Source organism: Streptomyces sp. NPDC102402 (assembly GCF_044765765.1).
In the GTDB taxonomy this organism is placed as follows: domain Bacteria; phylum Actinomycetota; class Actinomycetes; order Streptomycetales; family Streptomycetaceae; genus Streptomyces.
On sequence record NZ_JBIWKR010000002.1, the window covers coordinates 444,918 to 465,404 of the forward strand.

General features: G+C 72.4%; 14 protein-coding genes. 8 read left to right on the forward strand and 6 right to left on the reverse strand.

Annotated elements, in window-relative coordinates; genetic code table 11:
* Window position 1: 1 nt before the first annotated feature.
* Window positions 2–1,072: an NlpC/P60 family protein gene (locus tag ACIRJR_RS06945; RefSeq protein WP_403774924.1), complete on the reverse strand. Its 1,071-nt coding sequence runs from the start codon at window positions 1,070–1,072 to the stop codon at window positions 2–4.
* 358 nt (window positions 1,073–1,430) lie between these two features.
* Here ACIRJR_RS06945 and ACIRJR_RS06950 point away from each other — a divergent pair, with 358 nt between their 5' ends.
* Complete coding sequence (locus ACIRJR_RS06950; protein ID WP_403774927.1) at window positions 1,431–1,784, forward strand: hypothetical protein; 354 nt, start codon at window positions 1,431–1,433, stop codon at window positions 1,782–1,784.
* 125 nt (window positions 1,785–1,909) lie between these two features.
* Here ACIRJR_RS06950 and ACIRJR_RS06955 read toward each other — a convergent pair whose 3' ends face one another.
* Window positions 1,910–3,064, reverse strand: coding sequence for an NlpC/P60 family protein (locus tag ACIRJR_RS06955; RefSeq protein WP_403774930.1), 1,155 nt, complete (start codon window positions 3,062–3,064; stop codon window positions 1,910–1,912).
* A gap of 450 nt (window positions 3,065–3,514) precedes the next feature.
* On the opposite strand from ACIRJR_RS06955, the gene pcrA reads away from it, so the two are divergent.
* Window positions 3,515–5,989 (forward strand): DNA helicase PcrA, encoded by a 2,475-nt coding sequence (gene pcrA / locus ACIRJR_RS06960; protein ID WP_403774933.1) that lies wholly within the window; start codon window positions 3,515–3,517, stop codon window positions 5,987–5,989.
* A 97-nt stretch (window positions 5,990–6,086) separates the two neighbouring features.
* Here pcrA and ACIRJR_RS06965 read toward each other — a convergent pair whose 3' ends face one another.
* Window positions 6,087–7,685: a M23 family metallopeptidase gene (locus ACIRJR_RS06965; RefSeq protein ID WP_403774936.1), complete on the reverse strand. Its 1,599-nt coding sequence runs from the start codon at window positions 7,683–7,685 to the stop codon at window positions 6,087–6,089.
* A gap of 239 nt (window positions 7,686–7,924) precedes the next feature.
* The gene (locus ACIRJR_RS06970) at window positions 7,925–8,842 is read right to left on the reverse strand and encodes an esterase/lipase family protein (RefSeq protein ID WP_403774939.1); all 918 of its coding nucleotides are present in this window, start codon (window positions 8,840–8,842) and stop codon (window positions 7,925–7,927) included.
* A gap of 343 nt (window positions 8,843–9,185) precedes the next feature.
* Between ACIRJR_RS06970 and ACIRJR_RS06975 the strand changes: the two genes are divergently transcribed.
* On the forward strand, window positions 9,186–9,599 hold the full coding sequence (locus ACIRJR_RS06975) for a cobalamin B12-binding domain-containing protein (protein WP_403774942.1): 414 nt from the start codon (window positions 9,186–9,188) through the stop codon (window positions 9,597–9,599).
* A 444-nt stretch (window positions 9,600–10,043) separates the two neighbouring features.
* Here ACIRJR_RS06975 and ACIRJR_RS06980 read toward each other — a convergent pair whose 3' ends face one another.
* Window positions 10,044–11,672 (reverse strand): DUF5691 domain-containing protein, encoded by a 1,629-nt coding sequence (locus tag ACIRJR_RS06980; RefSeq protein WP_403774945.1) that lies wholly within the window; start codon window positions 11,670–11,672, stop codon window positions 10,044–10,046.
* A gap of 70 nt (window positions 11,673–11,742) precedes the next feature.
* The gene (locus tag ACIRJR_RS06985) at window positions 11,743–13,095 is read right to left on the reverse strand and encodes an SWIM zinc finger family protein (RefSeq protein WP_403774948.1); all 1,353 of its coding nucleotides are present in this window, start codon (window positions 13,093–13,095) and stop codon (window positions 11,743–11,745) included.
* A 171-nt stretch (window positions 13,096–13,266) separates the two neighbouring features.
* On the opposite strand from ACIRJR_RS06985, the gene ACIRJR_RS06990 reads away from it, so the two are divergent.
* The 5 genes from ACIRJR_RS06990 to sucD all read left to right on the forward strand — a co-directional run bounded on the left by ACIRJR_RS06990 (window position 13,267) and on the right by sucD (window position 20,350).
* The gene (locus tag ACIRJR_RS06990; protein ID WP_403774951.1) at window positions 13,267–14,379 is read left to right on the forward strand and encodes an AAA family ATPase; all 1,113 of its coding nucleotides are present in this window, start codon (window positions 13,267–13,269) and stop codon (window positions 14,377–14,379) included.
* A complete protein-coding gene (locus ACIRJR_RS06995) occupies window positions 14,376–16,691 on the forward strand; it encodes a DUF5682 family protein (protein WP_403774954.1) in 2,316 nt (771 codons plus the stop codon). The genes ACIRJR_RS06990 and ACIRJR_RS06995 overlap by 4 nt, the downstream gene beginning before the upstream one ends.
* Before the next feature lie 117 nt (window positions 16,692–16,808).
* A complete protein-coding gene (locus tag ACIRJR_RS07000; RefSeq protein WP_403774957.1) occupies window positions 16,809–17,987 on the forward strand; it encodes a VWA domain-containing protein in 1,179 nt (392 codons plus the stop codon).
* A 275-nt stretch (window positions 17,988–18,262) separates the two neighbouring features.
* Window positions 18,263–19,444 carry an ADP-forming succinate--CoA ligase subunit beta gene (sucC, locus tag ACIRJR_RS07005; protein ID WP_403774960.1) on the forward strand — a complete coding sequence of 394 codons (1,182 nt, stop codon included), beginning with the start codon at window positions 18,263–18,265 and terminating at the stop codon, window positions 19,442–19,444.
* 21 nt (window positions 19,445–19,465) lie between these two features.
* On the forward strand, window positions 19,466–20,350 hold the full coding sequence (gene sucD, locus ACIRJR_RS07010; protein WP_356737463.1) for a succinate--CoA ligase subunit alpha: 885 nt from the start codon (window positions 19,466–19,468) through the stop codon (window positions 20,348–20,350).
* Window positions 20,351–20,487 lie beyond the last annotated feature (137 nt).

Genomic DNA, 20,487 nt, shown 5'->3' on the forward strand with positions numbered 1-20,487 from the left:
CCTATGCGACGCGGGTCGCCCCTGCGAAGGGCATTTCGCTGATCGGCGCGATACGCACGGGTGCGCCGGGCCGCGGGGCGTGGATCATCTGTCCACCGCCGATGTAGAGCCCGACGTGGGTGACGCCTGAGTAGAAGAACACCAGGTCCCCGGGGGCGAGTTCGGAGCGCGAGACGCGTTGACCGGCGTTGATCTGGGTGTACGTCGTGCGAGGCAGGGACACACCCGCGGCCCGCCAGGCCGCCTGGGTGAGACCGGAGCAGTCGAAGGAGGCGGGTCCGGTCGCGCCCCAGACGTACGGCTTGCCGAGCGCCCCGTACGCGAAGTCCACGGCCTGCGCGGCGCGGGCGTTGGGCGCGGTGACGGAGCCGCGTGGGGAGCTCCGGTCGGCACGGGTGGCGGTGCCGCCGTGCGCGGCGTCGGCCGAGCGCTCGTAGCCGGCGCGCTGCTCGGCGGTGAGGGTGGCCAGCAGCTTCCGGGCGTCGGCGAGCTTGGTGCGGACCTCGTCCTTGTGCTTCTGGAGGTCGGCCCGGCGCGCGGTGAGCACCGCGAGCTCGTCCTCGGCCCGGGCGCGCAGCTGGGCGATGCCACTGATCTGGCGGCGTACGCCGTTGATCGCACCCGCCTGCCGGTCGCCCGCCCGGTCCTCGTAGGAGGCCCGCTCCAGATACTGGTCGGGGTCGGAGGAGAGGGCCAGCCGGACGGCGGGGTCGATGCCGGCGCTGCGGTACTGGGCGGTGGCGTACGAGCCGAGGGCGTCGCGGGCGGTGTTGAGGCGATCGGTCCTGCGGGCGGCCTCGTCACGCAGCGCGTCGAGGGCCTTCTCGGAGGCGGCCGCGTCCTCCTTCGCGCCGTTGTACTTCTCGGTGGCGGCCTCGGCGTCGTGGTAGAGCCGGTCGACCTCGGCCCCGACCTGGGCCGGGGTGAGCTGGGGGTCCGCCTGGGCCGCGCCTTCGAGGGCGGTGGCGGTCGCGGCACCGGCGAGGGCGAGAGTGGCCGCGGTGCGGGCGGCAGGCCCGGTGAACAGGCGTTGCCGGGGCTTGCGGTGAGCGGCTTTTCGATCGGCGGGCACGGGGGTGGTGCGTCCTTCCGTTCGACTGCCCGTCGGGGGGTACCGGCGGGCCCGTCCGGGGTCCGGCGGCGGGCCACCACAGGGGGGAGCGGCCCGCCGCCGGATTCCTGGCGGGGCGACCGGCACGCCGCCCGGTACGGGGGCGGCGGTGCAGAGCCGGTCACCTGGGGAGGACGCTAAACCCGGCGCACAGGGAAGAGGCGTAATGACAGGCATTGCCCATATGTGCTGTTTCGTTTCCAGGAGATGACCGGAAAAATCAACCGGAGTCCGGCAATTCGCTCAGGATCGGGATGAACTCATCAGTAAGTCATACCTGGCCGAAGAGTGGTGATATGGCCGTGGCTAGGCTGCGGCCATGGACGTACTCATCAATGTCTTCGTGGCCCTGCACATCATCGGTATCGCCTCCCTGCTGGGCGGCTTCCTGACCCAGATGAAGGCCATGGGGGCGGGCACGGCCCGCTTCGTCCCGGCCATGCTGCACGGTGCGCTCACCATGCTCGTCACGGGTGTCGCCCTGGTCGGGCTCAACCAGGCCGACGACCAGAGCGTGAACAACGTCAAGATCGGCATCAAGCTGCTGGTCCTGATCGTGATCCTGGCGCTCGTCTACGTGAAGCGGGACGACGAGAAGGCGGGCAAGGGGGCGTTCGCCGCGGTCGGCGGGCTGACGGTCGCCAACATCTTCATCGCCACGCTCTGGACCTGAGCGGGGCGGGGCCGGTCAGGGGGTGAGCCCCTGACCGGCCCCGCCCGCGTGTCCCCGGTGCCTGCCCGTGCTGCCCGCCGTTTCCCGCGCTTCGGGTGCCGCGTGCCGGGTCCCGGGCCCCGGGATCAGGCGGGGCGCACGCTGCCGTAGATCGGCATGTAGTAGATCGACTCCTCGCGGACGTTCGCGCCGGGCTTCGGTGCGTGGATCATCATGCCGTCGCCCTTGTAGATGCCGACGTGGCTGATGTCGTCGTAGAAGAAGACCAGGTCACCCGGCTGGAGGTCCGCCGTCGCCACCCGCGTCCCGACCTCGACCTGGTCCCAGGTGGTGCGCGGCAGATCCACGCCGGCCGCCTTCCACGCCGCCTGCGTGAGCCCCGAGCAGTCGTACGAGGAGGGGCCCGTCGCCCCCCAGACGTAGGGCTTGCCGATCTGGGCGCGGGCGAAGGCCAGGACCTTCTCGGCCTGGGCGGCGTAACCGCTGCCGGAACCGGTGCCCCCGGTCGTCTCCGTGCCGGTGCCGGTGCCGGCCTCCTTCTCGGCGGCCTGGTCGGCCTTCTCCTTCGCGGCGGCGGCCTGCTGCCGGGCCAGCTCCTCGGCCTTGCGCTCGGCCTCGGCCTCCTTCTTCCGCTCCAGTTCCGCGAGGCGCGCCTTCTCCTCGGCGGTGAGCTCGGACAGCAGGCTCCGCGCCTCGGTGAGCTTCGCCTGCACCTGCTGCTTGCTGGTGCGCAGCGTCGCCTGCGACTCGGTGAGCGTCTCCAGGCTCTTCGTCGCCTCGACGCGCTTCGCCGCGGCCTGCTTCTGCTGCGTACGGAAGTCGGCGACCGCCTTCTGCTGGCGGCTGGTCATCCGCGCCATCAGCTGGTCCTGGTCGAAGTACGACTGGGGGTCGTCCGCGAGGAAGAACGTCGCCGTCGGGGCGATCGAGCCGCCGCGGTACTGGGCGGCGGCATAGTTGCCCAGCTCGCGGCGCGTCTCGTTCAGCTTGTCCGCGCGCTTCGCCGCCGCCTCCAGCAGCGCGTCGACCTTGGACCGCTGCTCGGCCGAGGCGGTCTTCGCCTGGTTGTACTGCTGCGTCGCTGTGCCGGCCTGCCGGTAGAGGGCGTCGACCTTCTTCTGTACTTCCTCGATGCTGGGCTTCGGCTCGGCGGGAGCCGCCGTCGCGCTCTGCGTGGAGAGCAGGGTGACGGAGGCGAGCGCCGCGGTCGTCAGACCGACGGCGGGAGTGGTGGTGCGCACACGGGTGCGCGGCTTGCGATGCGACGCCAAGGCCGGCATCTCCTTCCGTGGACCGCCTACCGGGTGAGCGATGGGGGTCCCCCCAGGCCGTTCGGGCACTGGGGGAGGGTTCGGGCGGAACGGAAGGCTGCCCTACGGTCCGGTGGGCACGGACCGATTCACCCCGGTGCTGCGTGTGGGTCCCCGGTTCCGGGCCCCCCTCGGGGGAGTACGGATTCGGCGGGGGCGCCCGTGCGGCGCGGTTCGCCTCAAGGGGGTACGGGGCACCCGTCGGAGCACGCTAGCCAACCCGTGGTGTCCCTGTGAAGGTTGATGTTCGATATGCCCGATACATTTTCGTGACCTTTTCGATGCGGTGGTCCGCGTGGCCGGAAACCGCCCCGAGATCTCACGCACCGTGGGCGGTCCGTACCGTTGTGCGCACGGCCCGGGGTCCATGTCGCCGATGCGGCCCGGGCTGTCGGTGCGGCCGCCTAGACTCGTGAGGCGATGAGCAGCCTCTTTGACGACAGTTTCCTGACCGGCCTCCAGTCCTCGGAGGACGGCCCCCCGCCGCCCCCCGAGGAGCATGCGCCCGAAGCGGTGCCGGAGGGCCTCTTCGAGGACGTCTTCGACGCTCCTCCGCCGCCGCGTGACGCCTACTACCGCGACGGTGCCCCGCGTCCCGTGATCGACTCCGCCGCGCTGCTCGACGGGCTGAACACCGAGCAGCGCGCCGCCGTCGTGCACGCCGGGTCCCCGCTGCTCATCGTCGCCGGGGCCGGATCGGGCAAGACCAGGGTGCTGACCCACCGGATCGCCCACCTCCTGGCCGAGCGCGGGGTGCACCCGGGGCAGATCCTCGCGATCACCTTCACCAACAAGGCCGCCGGCGAGATGAAGGAGCGCGTCGAGGACCTCGTCGGCCCGCGCGCCAACGCCATGTGGGTCATGACGTTCCACAGCGCCTGCGTGCGGATCCTGCGCCGGGAGTCGAAGCGCCTCGGCTTCACCTCGTCGTTCTCGATCTACGACGCCGCCGACTCCAAGCGGCTGATGGCCCTGGTCTGCCGCGACCTGGACCTCGACCCGAAGCGCTACCCGCCGAAGTCGTTCACGGCGAAGGTCTCGAACCTCAAGAACGAGCTGATCGACGAGGAGACCTTCGCCGGACAGGTCGGTGGGGGCACCTCCCATTCGAGCGAAGCCGAGAATGGGGGAGGCTTCGAGAAGACGCTGGCGCAGGCCTACGCGCTCTACCAGGCGCGGCTGCGCGAAGCCAACGCCCTGGACTTCGACGACATCATCATGACGACGGTCCACCTGCTCCAGGCGTTCCCCGACGTCGCCGAGCACTACCGCCGCCGCTTCCGGCACGTCATGGTCGACGAGTACCAGGACACCAACCACGCGCAATACACCCTCGTGCGCGAGCTGGTGGGCCCGGCCGGCGAGGCCGACGCCCCGGGCGAGCTGTGCGTCGTCGGTGACGCGGACCAGTCGATCTACGCCTTCCGCGGCGCGACCATCCGCAACATCCTCCAGTTCGAGGAGGACTATCCGGACGCGACGACGATCATGCTGGAGCAGAACTACCGCTCCACGCAGACGATCCTGTCGGCCGCCAACGCCGTCATCGAGCGCAACGAGAGCCGCCGCCCCAAGAACCTCTGGACGAACGCGGGCACCGGCGCCCGGATCACCGGCTACGTCGCCGACACCGAGCACGACGAGGCGCAGTTCGTCGCCGACGAGATCGACCGGCTGACGGACGCCGGGGACGCGAAGGCGGGCGACGTCGCCGTCTTCTACCGCACCAACGCCCAGTCCCGTGTCTTCGAAGAGATCTTCATCCGCGTCGGACTGCCCTACAAGGTCGTCGGCGGAGTGCGCTTCTACGAGCGCAAGGAGGTCAGGGACGTCCTGGCCTACCTCCGGGTGCTGTCCAACCCCGAGGACACCGTCCCGCTGCGCCGCATCCTCAACGTGCCCAAGCGCGGCATCGGCGACCGGGCCGAGGCGATGATCGACGCCCTCTCGATGCGCGAGAAGATCTCCTTCCCGCAGGCGCTGCGCCGCGTCGACGAGGCCTACGGCATGGCGGCCCGGTCGGCGAACGCCGTGAAGCGGTTCAACACGCTGATGGAGGAGCTCCGCACGATCGTGGAGTCCGGCGCGGGCCCGGCGGTCGTGGTCGAGGCCGTCATGGAGCGGACCGGCTATCTCGCCGAACTCCAGGCGTCCACCGACCCGCAGGACGAGACCCGTATCGAGAACCTCCAGGAGCTCGCCTCCGTCGCTCTCGAATTCGAGCAGGAGCGGGCGGAGGAGGAAGGCTCGGGAACGCTCGCGGAGTTCCTGGAGAAGGTCGCCCTCGTCGCCGACGCCGACCAGATCCCCGACGAGGACGAGGACGGCTCCGGCGTCGTGACGCTCATGACGCTGCACACGGCCAAGGGCCTCGAATTCCCGGTGGTGTTCCTGACCGGCATGGAGGACGGCGTCTTCCCGCACATGCGCGCGCTGGGACAGGTGAAGGAGCTGGAGGAGGAGCGCAGGCTCGCCTACGTGGGCATCACGCGCGCCCGCGAGCGGCTGTATCTGACCAGGGCGGCGATGCGGAGCGCGTGGGGCCAGCCCTCGTACAACCCGCCGTCGCGGTTCCTGGAGGAGATCCCGGACCAGCACCTGGAGTGGAAGCGCAAGGGACCGATGGCCGCTCCGGCGGGCCCGACGTCCGGCATCACGTCGTCGCTGTCCTCGTCGCGGGCGAAGTCCGGGCCGTCGGGGTTCGCGACCCGGCGTACCTCCGAGAAGCCGGTGGTCACCCTGGTGGTGGGGGACCGGGTCACGCACGACCAGTTCGGACTGGGCACGGTGACGGCGGTCGACGGGTTCGGCGACCAGGCGAAGGCGACGGTCGACTTCGGCGACGAGCGGCCCAAGAAGCTGCTGCTGCGCTACGCGCCGGTCGAGAAGCTCTGACCGGGCAGCCCTGACATGAACAGCCCCGGCCTCGAACGTCCCTGGGCGGGACGTCCGAGGCCGGGGCTGTTTCAGGCCACGCGGTGCTGGTGCTGGATCAGTTCGGGTTGATCCCGTGGCTGCTGAGCCACGGCATCGGGTCGATCGCCGAGCCGCCGCCCGGCCGTACCTCGAAGTGGAGGTGCGGGCCGGTGGAGTTGCCGGAGTTGCCGGAGTAGGCGATGACGTCGCCGGCCTTGACCGAGCCTGAACGGATCTTGGTGGTGCTGAGGTGGCAGTACCACGTCTCGGTGCCGTCGGCCGCCGTGACGATGGCCATGTTGCCGTAGGCGCTGTTCCACTGGGTGCGCACGGTGCCGTCGGTCGCCGCCATCACGGGGGTGCCGTAGGACACGGGGAAGTCGATACCCGTGTGCACGGACATCCAGTTCACCCCTGCCTGGCCGTAGGTGGCGCTGAGGCCGTGCTGTTTCACGGGCAGCACGAACTTGGGGCGTGCGGCCTCGCGGCGTGCGGCCTCCTCCTCGCGCTTCTTCTTCTCCGCGGCCTGGCGCTCCTTCAGGTCGATGCGCTCCTGGGTGCGGCTGGCACGGTCGGCGAAGTTCTCGGCGTCGGCGCTGAGGTTGGCGAGCTGGGTGTCCAGCTTGTTGTTGGCCACGGCCGGCTTGACGGTGTCGGCCGCCGCCATGGACGTGGTTTCGTCCTTGGTGTCCTCGGCTCCGACGCCGCTCACCGAGGCGGCGGCGATGCCGGCGACGCTCATGACGCAGGCGGAGGGAACGGCGACGGTCAGAAGTGCCGAACGCTTCGCCGGGGTGCGGCGCCGGCCCCGGCCGGCACCGCGCGGAGCGGCTGAACGGCCCACGGGGCGAGCGGAGGCTGCCACGGACGCGGATTCCGCGGTCACCTCGACGACGTCCGGCAGGGGTTCCGGCCGATCGGTGTCCAGGGGCTCGCCGTACGCGTCGGAGCAGACGTCCGTCGGGGCGGTACCCGTTCCGGCTTCGGCCGGGTCGTGGCTGCTGGGGGAGTCGTGGAGGCCGGGGGCGCTGATGCCGTCGTGCGCGGCGAACTCGGCTGTCCCGTACGGCTCGTAGGACACCGGCTGGTGTTCGTACGGGTGATACGACGTCTGTTCGGATGCGTACGCGGGGCTCTCGGGCGTGGCGCCGGTGTTCCAGGCGGTGGCGTCGTAGGTGCCGGTGTCGGCGGCCGCGTAGCTCTCGTACTCCGCGGCCTGGAAGGCGGGCGCGGCGTAGGTGCCGGTCGCGTAGGCCGTGGTGTCGAACGTGGTGGTGGGGAAAGCGCCCGTGTCACCGGCCGACCACTGGTCGGTCCCGTCGGTCCGGTTCCAGGCGGTGGTGTCCCACTGGCCCGTCGCGTCCGCGGTCTGGGCCGGGATCCCGGTTCCGGGTGCCCAGGCGGCGGTCGCGTCGTATCCCTGGGGCGCCTGCGGGTGGGCCTGGGCGCCGTAGGTGTCGTACGAGGCCTGTTGATGGGCTCCGGTGTCCCACTGGCTCGCGTCGTAGCCGCCGTAACCGCCGTCGTACGCCGGCGCGTAGCCGTCGCCGTGCGTGGTCGCGTGGCTGTCGTCGTGGTGCCCCGGCATGGTCCCGAAGAGCGGATCGGTGTCGTAGCTGCCGGTTGAATCGCTGTCGTATCCGGCATACCCGGCGTGGGGGTGCTGGTCGTTCACCAACTTCTCTCTCGCCTCGGCAGCAGGACCTGTTCCGGGGTCCGGTGGGGGGATCCCGGGGTGAGTAGTGGCCGCGACTGTACCCGGCGGTAGGTGAGGACGACAATCTTCGGCGGGTTTCCACTCCGACGGAAACGGGCAATCGGCCGCCTTTCGGTGGACCGGGCGGGCAGGTTTGGCTCTATGTTCGAAATTTGTTCTATTCGAAGGGTGTTGGGCGGCGGTCCGGCCGCCGGAGGTCAGGCGACGGATGCGGCTCCGGGGGCTGCTCCGGAGGCTGCTCCGGGGGCGCCGATGACCGCGCCGTCGGACTCGAGTGCCTGGCGGATCGCGGACGCGACCGCGGGGTGCACCGGCAGGGCCAGGTGGCCGATACCGGTGACGCGTACGTTCACCGCGTCGAGGTCGGGGTGGTCGACGCAGGCCGTCTCGACGGGGAGCATCACCCTGTCGAGCTCGCTCCAGAAGCTGATGAACCGTGTCCGGCAGCCCGGTGCGGGGCGGCGCAGTTCTTCGATCAGATCGGATCCGCCGCGCATCTGTCGGACGATGGGGTGCGCGCCCGCCAGCGGGGCGGCGGCCGTGCCGCCGTGCGGTGTACCGAGGGTGACGAGGGTACGCACCCGGCGGTCCCCGCCGATTCGCTGCACGTAGTACCGCGCGATGAGGCCGCCGAGGCTGTGTCCGACGATGTCGATCTCACGGTGCCCGGTGCGGGCGCAGATCTCCTCGACGTGGCGGTCCAGCAGTTCGGCCGCCGTACGGATGTCGCACGTCAGGGGGGAGTAGTTGAGCGACTCCAGATGGTGCCAGCCGTGCCGGGCCAGGGAGCGGCGGAGCAGGACGAAGACGGAACGGTTGTCGATGAACCCGTGGAGGAGGACGACGGGCGGCCGCTCGCCGGCCGCGGTGGGCAGGGAGGTGGTCTCCGCCGGACGGGTGGTCCCGTCCGCGTCCCCCTCGCGCCCGGCGTCGTCGGGAGGGGGTGGAGGTGTGGGTGCCCGGCGTTCAGGGGTGAGGCCGGACGGGTAGATCAGCACGTGCCCGGCCAGGATCACCAGCTCCAGCGCGGTGGCCCTGAGCAGCGTCGACGACAGCCAGGCGGGGCGCAGGCACGACCTGCGCAGCAGTAGGGGTAGGAAGGACAGGACCTTCATGGCCGACCTCCTGCACTGGCGTGCGGGGAGGCGGCTCCCTGCCCCGTACGCCCTCACGGGGATCGCTGCGGAGGTGACCGGCGGCCCTGATGCTGCCGGGGGCCGTACCACCGTGCCGAGCGGCTGACGGCACGGTGGTACGACGACCTCGTTGCGGCTCCCCAGGCGCGCTCCCCGTGCGGCCGGTGGGCCGCACGGTGCTGGGAACGACACCGGCGAACATGTCCCACGTGTGATTTCCCCCTCCCGGACCACCGCGAAACAGCGCCGTGCGGGATGCTGTGGATAACGTTCGTTCACATCACCGGCCCTCCGGGCTCGGGAGACGCATGTGGAGGCATTGATGGGTGTGACCGGTCCGATCCGTGTGGTGGTGGCCAAGCCGGGCCTCGACGGCCATGACCGCGGGGCGAAGGTGATCGCGCGGGCACTGCGGGACGCGGGCATGGAGGTCATCTACACAGGGCTCCACCAGACCCCGGAGCAGATCGTGGACACGGCGATCCAGGAGGACGCCGACGCCATCGGTCTCTCGATCCTCTCCGGTGCGCACAACACGCTCTTCGCCAAGGTCATCGAACTGCTCAAGGAGCGCGAGGCGGAGGACATCAAGGTCTTCGGCGGCGGCATCATCCCCGAGGCGGACATCGCTCCGCTGAAGAAGCAGGGCGTCGCGGAGATCTTCACCCCGGGTGCGACGACGGCCTCGATCGTCGACTGGGTGAACGCACACGTCCGCCAGCCCGCGGAGGCCTGAGCCCGCAGCGGTCCGCGAGGGCCCGGGATGAGCCGGCCGCAGCGGGGCCCTGGACGCGGTGCGGGTCCGGCGAGCGGGCGGCGGTTCCGGTGCGGGTCCGGCGAGCGGGCGGCGGTTCCGGTGCGGGGCCGGCGCTGCGGCGGCCGAGTGCGGTGCAGGACCGGCGAGGTGCGGGGAGGGCGAGGGGCAGGCCGGCGAGGACGGGGCCGAGCGCGGTGCGGATCGGTAAGGTGCGGGGCCGAGCGCGGTGCGGATCGGTAAGGTGCGGGGCCGAGCGCGGTGCGTGGCCGGGTGCGGTCCTTTGTGCCCGACGCGCCCCCTGACCCGGCTCCTGCCCTTGTGTGCGCCCCCGCGGTCTCGTGCCGCGCCCTCCCTGTCCGCTTCCCGGGCCCCGTCGTTCGCCCCGCGCCGTCCCCGTCGTTCGCCCCGTGCCGTCCCCCTCGTTCACCCCGTGCCGTCCTCGGCCAGCTCCGCGTCCATGGCGGCGCGCAGCCGCAGGGTGGACACCAGGCGCTGGAACGCCTCCGACCAGTACCCGCCCGCTCCCGGCGAAGCGCCTTCCGGCTCGTCCGGCGTGGTGGTGAGCACCGCGAGCCGGTCCGCCTCGGCCGGATTCAGGCAGCGCTCGGCGAGACCCATCACCCCGCTGAAGCTCCAGGGGTAACTCCCCGCGTCCCGGGCGATGTCCAGGGCGTCGACCACCGCCCGGCCGAGCGGCCCGTCCCAGGGCACCGAGCAGACACCGAGCAGCTGGAAGGCCTCGGACAGGCCGTGTGCGGCGATGAACCCGGCCACCCAGAGCGCCCGTTCGCCCGGAGGCAGGATGGCGAGGAGCTTCGACCGCTCAGCCAGCGACGCCGTCCCAGGGCCGTTGGCCGGTGGTGTCGAGGGGGCGCCCAGCAGCGCCCGCGCCCAGTCGGGATCCCGCTGCCGCACCGCGGCACGGCACCAGGCGGCGTGCAGCTCACCGGCCCAGCCATCCGCGACCGGCAGCGTCACGAGCTCGTGGGCCGTCCGCCCGTCGAACCTCTCCCGCCAGACACCGAGCGGGGTCGCCTCCACCAACTGACCCAGCCACCAGGAGCGTTCGCCGCGCCCCGGCGGGGGTGCCGGCACCACGCCGTCGCGCTGCATCGCGGTGTCGCACTCGTGCGGCGCCTCCACGGCGACGGCGACCCCGCCCCCCGTCCGGTCGGGGTTCACGCAGGACGTGGCACGGTCCGCCATCCGCCGTGCGAGCGCCGAACAGGGCAGTGCGGACAGCAGTTCGGCGGCCGTTGAGCGGACGTTGCGGCTGCGGTCCGCCAGGGCTTCCTCCAGGAACGGCTCGTCGGCCCCCGAGAGTCCGGACCGCAGGGAATCGAGGAACATCAGCCGGTCCTCGGCCCTCTCCGCGGCCCATGTGGACGCGAGCAGGGACCGCGCCGCACCGGGGTCCCGCTCCCGCAGGGCCGTGAGCAGCGCGACGCGTTCGGCGAAGAGGCCCTCCTCCCAGAGCAGGCGCACCGCCTCCTGGTCGGTCGTGTCGGGCCGCTGGGCGCCGCGCGTCGAGGCGCGCAGCGCGAACTTCCACTCGGGGTTCAGCCCGGCCAGCCAGAGTCCCCGGGGCCCGGCGAATGCCAGGACGTGGGTGCGCAGGTCCGTGCGGGCTCTCGCCGCGTCCAGCAGGGCGGGCAGCAGTTCCGCCGGCGCCCGGTATCCGCGCGCACCGGCGGACGTCAGCCACTGGGGGATCAGCTCGGTGAGATCGGGCGCCGTGCCCCGGCGCCCGCCCCCGGGCGGCGCCGAGCGGTCGGCGAGCAGCTGGGCGATCCGGCGCCGGGCGGCGTCGGGCAGCGGCGGCCGGGGATCCGCGGGCGCGGGCTCGGGCAGGGAGGCCCCGGTGGCGGGCAGCAGGGCGGCCCGGCGCCGTACGGTGTGCACCGCCGCCGCGTCGAGCAGCGCCGCCGGACCGAGGGCGGAGCCGTCCTGCGCCCGGAGGGGACGCCGGTCGGTGCCGAGCAGGGCCGAGGTGACGAGGTCCTCCCACAGGGCGTTCACAGGCAGGCCCTCCGGCTTGGCGGTGGTGGGCATCGGGTCCCTTCCGGTGGTCCAGGAATCGCGGATCGGAGAACCGCGCGGCGGGTCAAGGGGGTGCCGGGTGTCAGGCGAGCGCCACGGCCGCGCCCGCCCCCCCGGCCCCCGGGCGCCAGGCCGCGAGCGGGTCGAAACCGAGGTGTCCGCATTCGCCGAACACCGTCAGGGGGCTGCCGCCGGAGAGAGCCACGAGCTTCCACAGGCCCGGCCGGGACAGCGCCGTGGGCGCGACCGGCAGGGCGGAACCGTCCGCCGCGCCGACCAGCTGCCAGCCGTCCCCGGACGGCGCGGGTATGACGTCCCGCAGGGTGACCGGCCAGGAGTCCAGCCACGGGTCGTCCCGCAGGGCGTGTCCGTACGCGGCGACGGCGTCGGCCGTCGTGCCGCCGGGTGGGGGCGCCGTCGCGGCGACGGGCTCACCGAACCGCGCGCCCAGCTCGGCCCGCAGTCCGCCTCCGCCCGGATACGGAGTCACCTCGGCGTCGATCACGGTGCCCACCGGCAGGTCCAGGGTCAGAGCGCGCCCGGGCGCTCCGTAGGACAGGAGCAGGGCCGTGCGCCCCGACTCCGCGCCGTGCAGCCAGATGCGGCGGGTGACGATCCTGCCGTCCGGTGTGTCGTACCGGGCGAGGACCGTCCAGCGGTCGCGAACGGCCTGTCCTCCTGAGGTGGCCGTCAGCCCCACCCTCGTACGCACGGTAGCCGCCAGGGGGCCGGGCAGCCGATCGAGCCCGAGCCAGGCCGAGTCCAGCAGATGCAGGAGCGCGCACTCCTCCAGCAGTCGCACCGGCCAGCCGGGCCCCGAGGCCACCACCGATCCCAGCTCCCGTACACGATGGGCGAGTCCGGGTGCCTGGGCGTCGACCATGCGGGCCGCGGTCTCCTCCCACAGTCCGTGTTCCGGCCGGTCCGCCGCCGCGAGCCCACCACGCAGCAGATCGGCGAGGCGCTGCTCCAGCTCCTGCGCGCCACCCGTGACGCGCTCGGTCCGGCGGTCGGCGCGGCGGGCCGCCGCCGTCCGGCCCGCCGAATCCCCGGGCACCGTCCGGCCGCGCCGGTCCGCCAGCCACCGCGCGGCCCAGGGAGGCGGCTCCGCCGGTGCCAGGGCGTCGGCGGACAGGAGGACCAACAGCCCCAGCGCATGTCCGCAGGGGGACTCCCCGGCGGAGCAACCGCACAGGTACGCGGGCCCGCGAGCGTCGACCGCCGTGCGGTACGGCGCGCCGCCGTCGCCCGGGCAGATTCCCCAGGCCACGTCCGGACCGCCCCGGCCCGCCTCGGTCCACGCGCGCTCCGAGCCGAACGCGCGACCGGCCGAGCGTGACGCGACGTCAGGAGCGGGTTCCAGCACGCGCTCCACCGTCCGACGCTCCACCGGGCCCGTGGAGCGCCCGGATCCTCCCCCGTGAGATAGCACCATGGAACCGACGGTAGAGGGCGGCACTGACAATCGGGCCCGGCTCCGTCGCGGGCGGGTCCCCGTCGGCTCCGCGACCGCTCCCGACCGGCCGGGCTCACGGACGGGACCGATTGTCAGTGCCGTGGTGCACGGTGGGAACCGCATCGGATCGACCGATCCGGAGGGGGATCCATGACCGTGTCCGTACAGACCGACGCCGTCGGCGGCGAAGTGCTGAGGCCGCACGCCGAGCAGGCCTTCGCCGACGAGCTCAAGGCACTCGCCGCCGCCGACGACCGCCCCAGGCCCGCCCGTTGGAAGCTTTCCCCGTGGGCCGTCTCCACCTATCTGTTCGGCGGGACACTCCCGGACGGCACGCTCATCACACCGAAGTACGTGGGACCGCGCCGCCTCGTCGAGGTCGCCGTGTCCACACTCGCCACGGACCGGGCGCTGTTGCTCCTCGGTGTTCCGGGGACCGCCAAGACCTGGGTGTCCGAGCATCTCGCCGCGGCCGTCAGCGGAGACTCGACCCTGCTCGTCCAGGGCACCGCGGGCACCCCCGAGGAAGCCGTCCGCTACGGGTGGAACTACGCCCGGCTGCTGGCCGACGGACCCAGCCGCGAGGCCCTGGTGCCGAGCCCGGTCATGCGGGCCATGGCCGACGGAATGACCGCCCGCATCGAGGAACTGACCCGCATCCCCGCCGATGTGCAGGACGCGCTCATCACGATCCTGTCGGAGAAGACGCTCCCCGTCCCGGAGCTGGGACAGGAGGTCCAGGCGGTCCGGGGGTTCAACCTCGTCGCCACGGCCAACGACCGCGACCGCGGGATCAACGAGCTCTCCAGCGCGCTGCGCCGCCGGTTCAACACGGTGGTGCTGCCGCTGCCCGCGACCCCCGAGGCCGAGGTGGACATCGTGTCCCGGCGCGTGGCCCAGACAGGACACGCCCTCGACCTCCCCCCGGCACCCGACGGCATGGCCGAGATCCGGCGCGTCGTCACCATCTTCCGCGAACTCCGTGACGGCATCACCACGGACGGCCGCACCTCGCTCAAGTCGCCTTCCGCGACGCTCTCCACGGCCGAGGCCATCTCGGTGGTCACCGGGGGCCTCGCCCTCGCCGCCCACTTCGGCGACGGCGTCCTGCGCCCCGGAGACGTGGCGGCGGGCGTCATCGGTGCCGTGATCCGCGATCCGGCCGCGGACCGGGTGGTCTGGCAGGAGTACGTGGAGACCGTCGTCCGTGAGCGGGACGGCTGGAAGGACTTCTACCGCGCCTGCCGTGAGGCCGCCGAATGACACCCCGCACCGCGGGGGCCGGCACCGCCGCGGACGGACCGCTGCTCCTGGGGGTGCGCCACCACGGCCCCGGTTCCGCCCGCGCGGTCCTGGCCGCTCTGGAATCCGTACGGCCGAGTGCGGTGCTGGTCGAAGGGCCGCCCGAGGGGGACGCGCTGCTGCCGCTCGCCGCGCACGGCGGGATGCGTCCGCCGGTCGCGCTGCTCGCCCACGCCGTGGACGATCCGGGGCGCGCCGCGTTCTGGCCGATGGCCGACTTCTCCCCTGAATGGGTGGCGATCCGCTGGGCGTTGACGCACGGGGTCCCCGTGCGCTTCGTGGATCTGCCGGCCGCGCACTCCCTGGCGCTGACGGACCGGCAGGAGAGCGGGCAGGCGAAGGACCGGGGCGTCGATCCGATCGGCATCCTCGCCGGGACCGCGGGCTACGACGACCCCGAGCGCTGGTGGGAGGACGTCGTCGAGCACCGCGCGGCGGACGGTGAACCGGCCGACCCGCGCACCCCCTTCGCCGCGCTCGCCGAGGCGATGACCGCCCTGCGCGAGGCGCACGGGGACGGGGGGCATCCGCAGGACGCCGTCCGGGAGGCATACATGCGTCTGCGGCTGCGCGCCGCCCGCAAGGAGTTCGGCGACGGCGTCGCGGTGGTCTGCGGTGCGTGGCACGTGCCCGCGCTCGCCGCGAGGACGACGGTCGCCGCCGACCGTGCCCTGCTGAAGGGGATACCCAAGGTCAAGGCCGAGCTGACCTGGGTGCCCTGGACCCATCGCCGGCTGGCCCGGCACAGCGGATACGGCGCGGGGATCGAGTCGCCCGGCTGGTACGGGCACCTGTTCGCAGCACCCGACCGCCCCGTCGAACGCTGGATGACGAAGGTCGCCGGACTCCTGCGCGGCACGGACAGGACCGTGTCGTCCGCGGACGTCATCGAGGCCGTCCGGCTCGCCGGGACGCTGGCTGCCCTGCGCGGCCGCCCGGCCGTGGGCCTGGGCGAGGCCACCGACGCGGTCAGGGCCGTGATGTGCGGGGGATCCGATGTCCCGCTCGCCCTCGTGCGGGACCGCCTCGTCGTCGGCGAGATCCTCGGCGAGGTCCCGGACGTCGCCCCCGCGGTGCCTCTCCAGCGCGACCTGGACCGGCAGCAGCGTTCCCTGAGGCTCAGGCCGGAGGCGGAGGGACGCGAGCTGGAGCTCGATCTGCGCAAGGACACCGACGCGGCCCGCAGCAGGCTGCTGCACCGGCTGCGGCTCCTCGGGGTGGACTGGGGCGAGCCGGCCGCGGGCCGTGGCAGCACGGGGACGTTCCGGGAGAGCTGGCGGCTGCGCTGGGAGCCCGAGCTGTTCGTCCGGACCGCCGAGGCCGGAGTGTGGGGCACCACCGTGCTGGGAGCCGCGACCGCCCGGGCTGAGTCGGAGGCCGTGTCGGCGTCGTCGCTCGCCGGGGTCACCGTGCTCGCCGAGCAGTGCCTCCTGGCCGGTCTGCCCGAGGCGCTGCCCGTCGTGATGAGGGCTCTCGCCGACCGGGCGGCCCTCGACGCGGACGTCGGACATCTCGCCGACGCGCTGCCCGCCCTGGCCCGCTCCCTGCGGTACGGGGACGTGCGGTCCACCGACACCTCCGCCCTGGAGGAGGTGGCCGTCGGCCTCGCCGAGCGCGTCTGCGTGGGCCTGCCCCCCGCCTGCACCGCCCTCGACGCGGACGCCGCCGCCGAGGCGCTTCGCCGGGTGGACGGCGTGCACACCGCGATCGCACTGCTCGCCGGCACCGTGCGGGCGGACGGACTGCCCGAGCGCTGGGCCGCAGTCCTGCACAGACTGTCCACCCGGGGAAGGGTCGCCGGGGTGATCCGCGGCCGGGCCACCCGGCTGCTCCTGGACGACGGGCGGCTCGCCGGGAGCGAGGCCGCCCGACTCATGGGGCTGGCTCTCTCGCCCGGGACCGCACCTGCCGACGCGGCGTCATGGATCGAGGGCTTCGTCGGCGGAGCGGGCGGCGGAGGGCTGCTGCTCGTCCACGACGAGGCGCTCCTCGGGCTCGTCGACACCTGGCTGACAGGCATACCGGCCGACACGTTCACCGACGTACTGCCCCTGCTGCGCCGTACGTTCTCGGCCTACGAGCCCGGGGTGCGGCGCACGCTGGGTGAGCTCGTCCGCCGCGGACCGGATGCCGGCGGGACGCGCGGCGAGGGCGGGGCCACCGCGCCCGGCTTCGGAGGGGTACTCGACGAGGCACGGGCGGACGCGGTGGTTCCGGTACTTCGGCTGCTGCTCGGCGCCGAGGAGCCGGTGCCGAGGACGGCGGCCAGATGAACACGGACGGTCGGACATGAGAGAAGACAGGCGGACACGGGACGAGACGGCCGGACACGGGAGAGGACGGCCGGACACGAGGGAAGACGGTCGGACACGAGGGAAGAGGAGAGGGCGATGACCGCGACTTCCGCCGACGACGAGCGGCTGAGGCGCTGGCGCATGGTGCTCGGGGCGGACGGCGCAGAGAGCACAGGACGCGCGCTCACCGGGCGCGACGCGGAGATGGACGGAGCGCTGGCAGCGCTCTACGGCGGCAGGAAGCAGGACGGCCGGGGCGGAGCCGAGCGTTCCGCGGGGCTCGGTGCTTCCGCCCCGTCCATGGCCCGCTGGCTCGGCGACATCCGTACGTACTTCCCGGGCTCCGTAGTCCAGGTCATGCAGCGCGACGCGATCGACCGGCTCGGGCTCGCCGCCCTGCTGATGGAGCCGGAGATGCTGGAGGCCGTCGAGCCGGACGTCCACCTGGTCGGCACGCTGCTCTCGCTGGGCAGGGCCATGCCGGAGACGACGAAGGAGACGGCCCGGGCGGTCGTGCGCAAGGTCGTCGAGGACCTGGAGCGCCGGCTGGCCACGCGCACGAGGGCGACGCTCACCGGCGCACTGGACCGCTCGGCCAGGGCCCGTCGGCCGCGCCACCGCGACATCGACTGGGACCGCACGATCCGGGCCAACCTCAAGAACCACGTGCCCCTGCCCGGCCAGGACGGGGCCGGCACTCTGGTTCCCGAGCGTCTCGTCGGGTACGGGCGCGCCGACCGGTCGGTGAAGAAGGACGTCATCCTCTGTGTCGACCAGTCGGGGTCCATGGCCGCGTCCGTCGTCCACGCCGCGGTCTTCGGCGCGGTGCTCGCCTCGATGCGGACCCTGGCGACCCGGCTCGTCGTCTTCGACACGGCAGTCGTCGACCTCACCGACCAGCTCGACGACCCGGTCGACGTCCTGTTCGGGACGCGGCTCGGCGGCGGGACGGACATCAACCGCGCGCTCGCTTACTGCCAGTCGAGAATCACCCGTCCGGCGGACACGGTCGTCGTCCTCATCAGCGACCTCCACGAAGGAGGGATCCGCGACGAGATGGTCGGGCGGGCCGCGGCGATGACGGCGTCGGGCGTGGGATTCGTGACCCTGCTCGCGCTCTCCGACGAGGGCGCGCCCTCCTACGACCGGGAGCACGCAGCGGCGCTGGGAGCACTCGGAGCCCCGGTCTTCGCCTGCACCCCGGACCTCTTCCCCGAGGTCATGGCGGCGGCGATCGAGAGGCGGCCCCTGCCGGTACCGGACACCGGACGGTGACGCGGCGCCCGCCCGGAGGCCGTTCCGGCCGGCCTCGTGCGAGCGTCGTTTTGTCCTCCGTACCCTGGCCACCAGCGCAGTCTGTGACCGGTATCACCGCTCAGGTGTGATCTGCAATTTAGGGTCCGGTGCGGCGCGGGGGATAACCTGCCGGATGGACATGCCGCGTACCCGGTCACCGTGTGCGCCTCCCTTGTGACCGCGCAGTCACGTTGCCCTCGCGGCACGCCCACGCAGAAAACCAACCGCGAGACCACTAAAAGGGACGGACGCGCGTGGACCTGTTCGAGTACCAGGCGAGGGACCTCTTCGCCAAGCACGGTGTACCGGTGCTGGCCGGTGAAGTCATCGACACGCCTGAGGCAGCCCGCGAGGCGACCGAGCGGCTGGGCGGCAAGTCCGTCGTCAAGGCGCAGGTGAAGGTCGGTGGCCGAGGCAAGGCCGGCGGCGTGAAGCTGGCCGCAGACGCCGACGAGGCGGTCGCCCGCGCGACCGACATCCTCGGCATGGACATCAAGGGCCACACGGTCCACAAGGTGATGATCGCCGAGCTGTCGCCGGAGATCGAGGCCGAGTACTACGTCTCGTACCTCCTCGACCGCACCAACCGCACCTTCCTCGCCATGGCGTCGGTGCAGGGCGGCATGGACATCGAGGAGGTCGCGGAGAAGACCCCCGAGGCCCTCGCGAAGGTCCCGGTCAACGCCGTCGACGGTGTGGACATCGTCAAGGCCCGCGAGATCGTGGCCCAGGCGAAGTTCCCGGCCGACGTGGCCGAGGGTGTCGCCGAGGCCATGGTGACCCTGTGGGACACCTTCGTCGCCGAGGACGCGCTCCTCGTCGAGGTCAACCCCCTGGTGAAGACCAAGGACGGCCGCATCCTGGCGCTGGACGGAAAGGTGTCTCTCGACGAGAACGCCGACTTCCGCCAGGCCGGCCACGAGGCGCTCGAGGACAAGGCCGCGGCCAACCCGCTCGAGGCCGCCGCCAAGGCCAAGAACCTCAACTACGTCAAGCTCGAGGGCGAGGTCGGCATCATCGGTAACGGTGCCGGTCTGGTCATGTCGACCCTGGACGTCGTCGCGTACGCCGGTGAGAACCACGGCAACGTGAAGCCCGCCAACTTCCTCGACATCGGTGGCGGCGCCTCCGCAGAGGTCATGGCGAACGGTCTCGAGATCATCCTCGGCGACCCGGACGTCAAGTCCGTCTTCGTCAACGTCTTCGGTGGCATCACCGCCTGCGACGAGGTCGCCAACGGCATCGTCCAGGCCCTGGAGCTCCTGAAGAGCAAGGGCGAGGCCGTCACCAAGCCGCTCGTCGTGCGCCTCGACGGCAACAACGCGGAGCTGGGTCGCAAGATCCTCTCCGACGCCAACCACCCGCTCGTGCAGCGTGTGGACACCATGGACGGCGCGGCCGACAAGGCCGCCGAGCTCGCCGCGGCTGCGAAGTAAAGGACGAGGGACTCCAACACCATGGCTATCTTCCTCACCAAGGACAGCAAGGTCATCGTCCAGGGGATGACCGGCGCCACGGGCATGAAGCACACCAAGCTCATGCTGGCCGACGGCACCAACATCGTCGGTGGCGTGAACCCGCGCAAGGCGGGTACGTCCGTCGACTTCGACGGCACCGAGGTACCCGTATTCGGGTCCGTCGCCGAGGCGATGGAGAAGACCGGCGCCGACGTGTCCGTTCTCTTCGTGCCGCCGGCCTTCGCGAAGGCCGCCGTCGTCGAGGCGATCGACGCCGAGATCCCGCTGGCCGTCGTGATCACCGAGGGCATCGCCGTCCACGACTCGGCCGCCTTCTGGGCGTACGCCGGCTCGAAGGGCAACAAGACTCGGATCATCGGTCCGAACTGCCCCGGCCTGATCACCCCCGGCCAGTCCAACGCCGGCATCATCCCGGGCGACATCACCAAGCCCGGCCGCATCGGCCTCGTGTCCAAGTCCGGCACGCTGACCTACCAGATGATGTACGAGCTCCGTGACATCGGCTTCTCGTCCGCCGTCGGTATCGGTGGCGACCCGGTCATCGGCACGACGCACATCGACGCCCTCGCGGCGTTCGAGGCGGACCCCGAGACCGACCTCATCGTGATGATCGGCGAGATCGGTGGCGACGCCGAGGAGCGTGCCGCCGACTACATCGCGAAGAACGTCACGAAGCCGGTCGTCGGTTACGTCGCGGGCTTCACCGCCCCCGAGGGCAAGACCATGGGCCACGCCGGCGCCATCGTCTCCGGCTCCTCCGGCACCGCCGCCGCCAAGAAGGAGGCCCTCGAGGCCGCTGGTGTGAAGGTCGGCAAGACGCCGACCGAGACCGCCAAGCTGGCTCGCGAGATCCTCGGCGGCTGACCGCCCGCCGCTTCACCGCGCAGACGGCGCGGGCCCGTACCCCATCGCGATGGGGTACGGGCCCGCGCCGTCTGCGTCCGTGCGGGGGCCCGAGGGGGCCCCCGCCGTAAGGGGACCCGGGGCACCCCGCGGTGCCG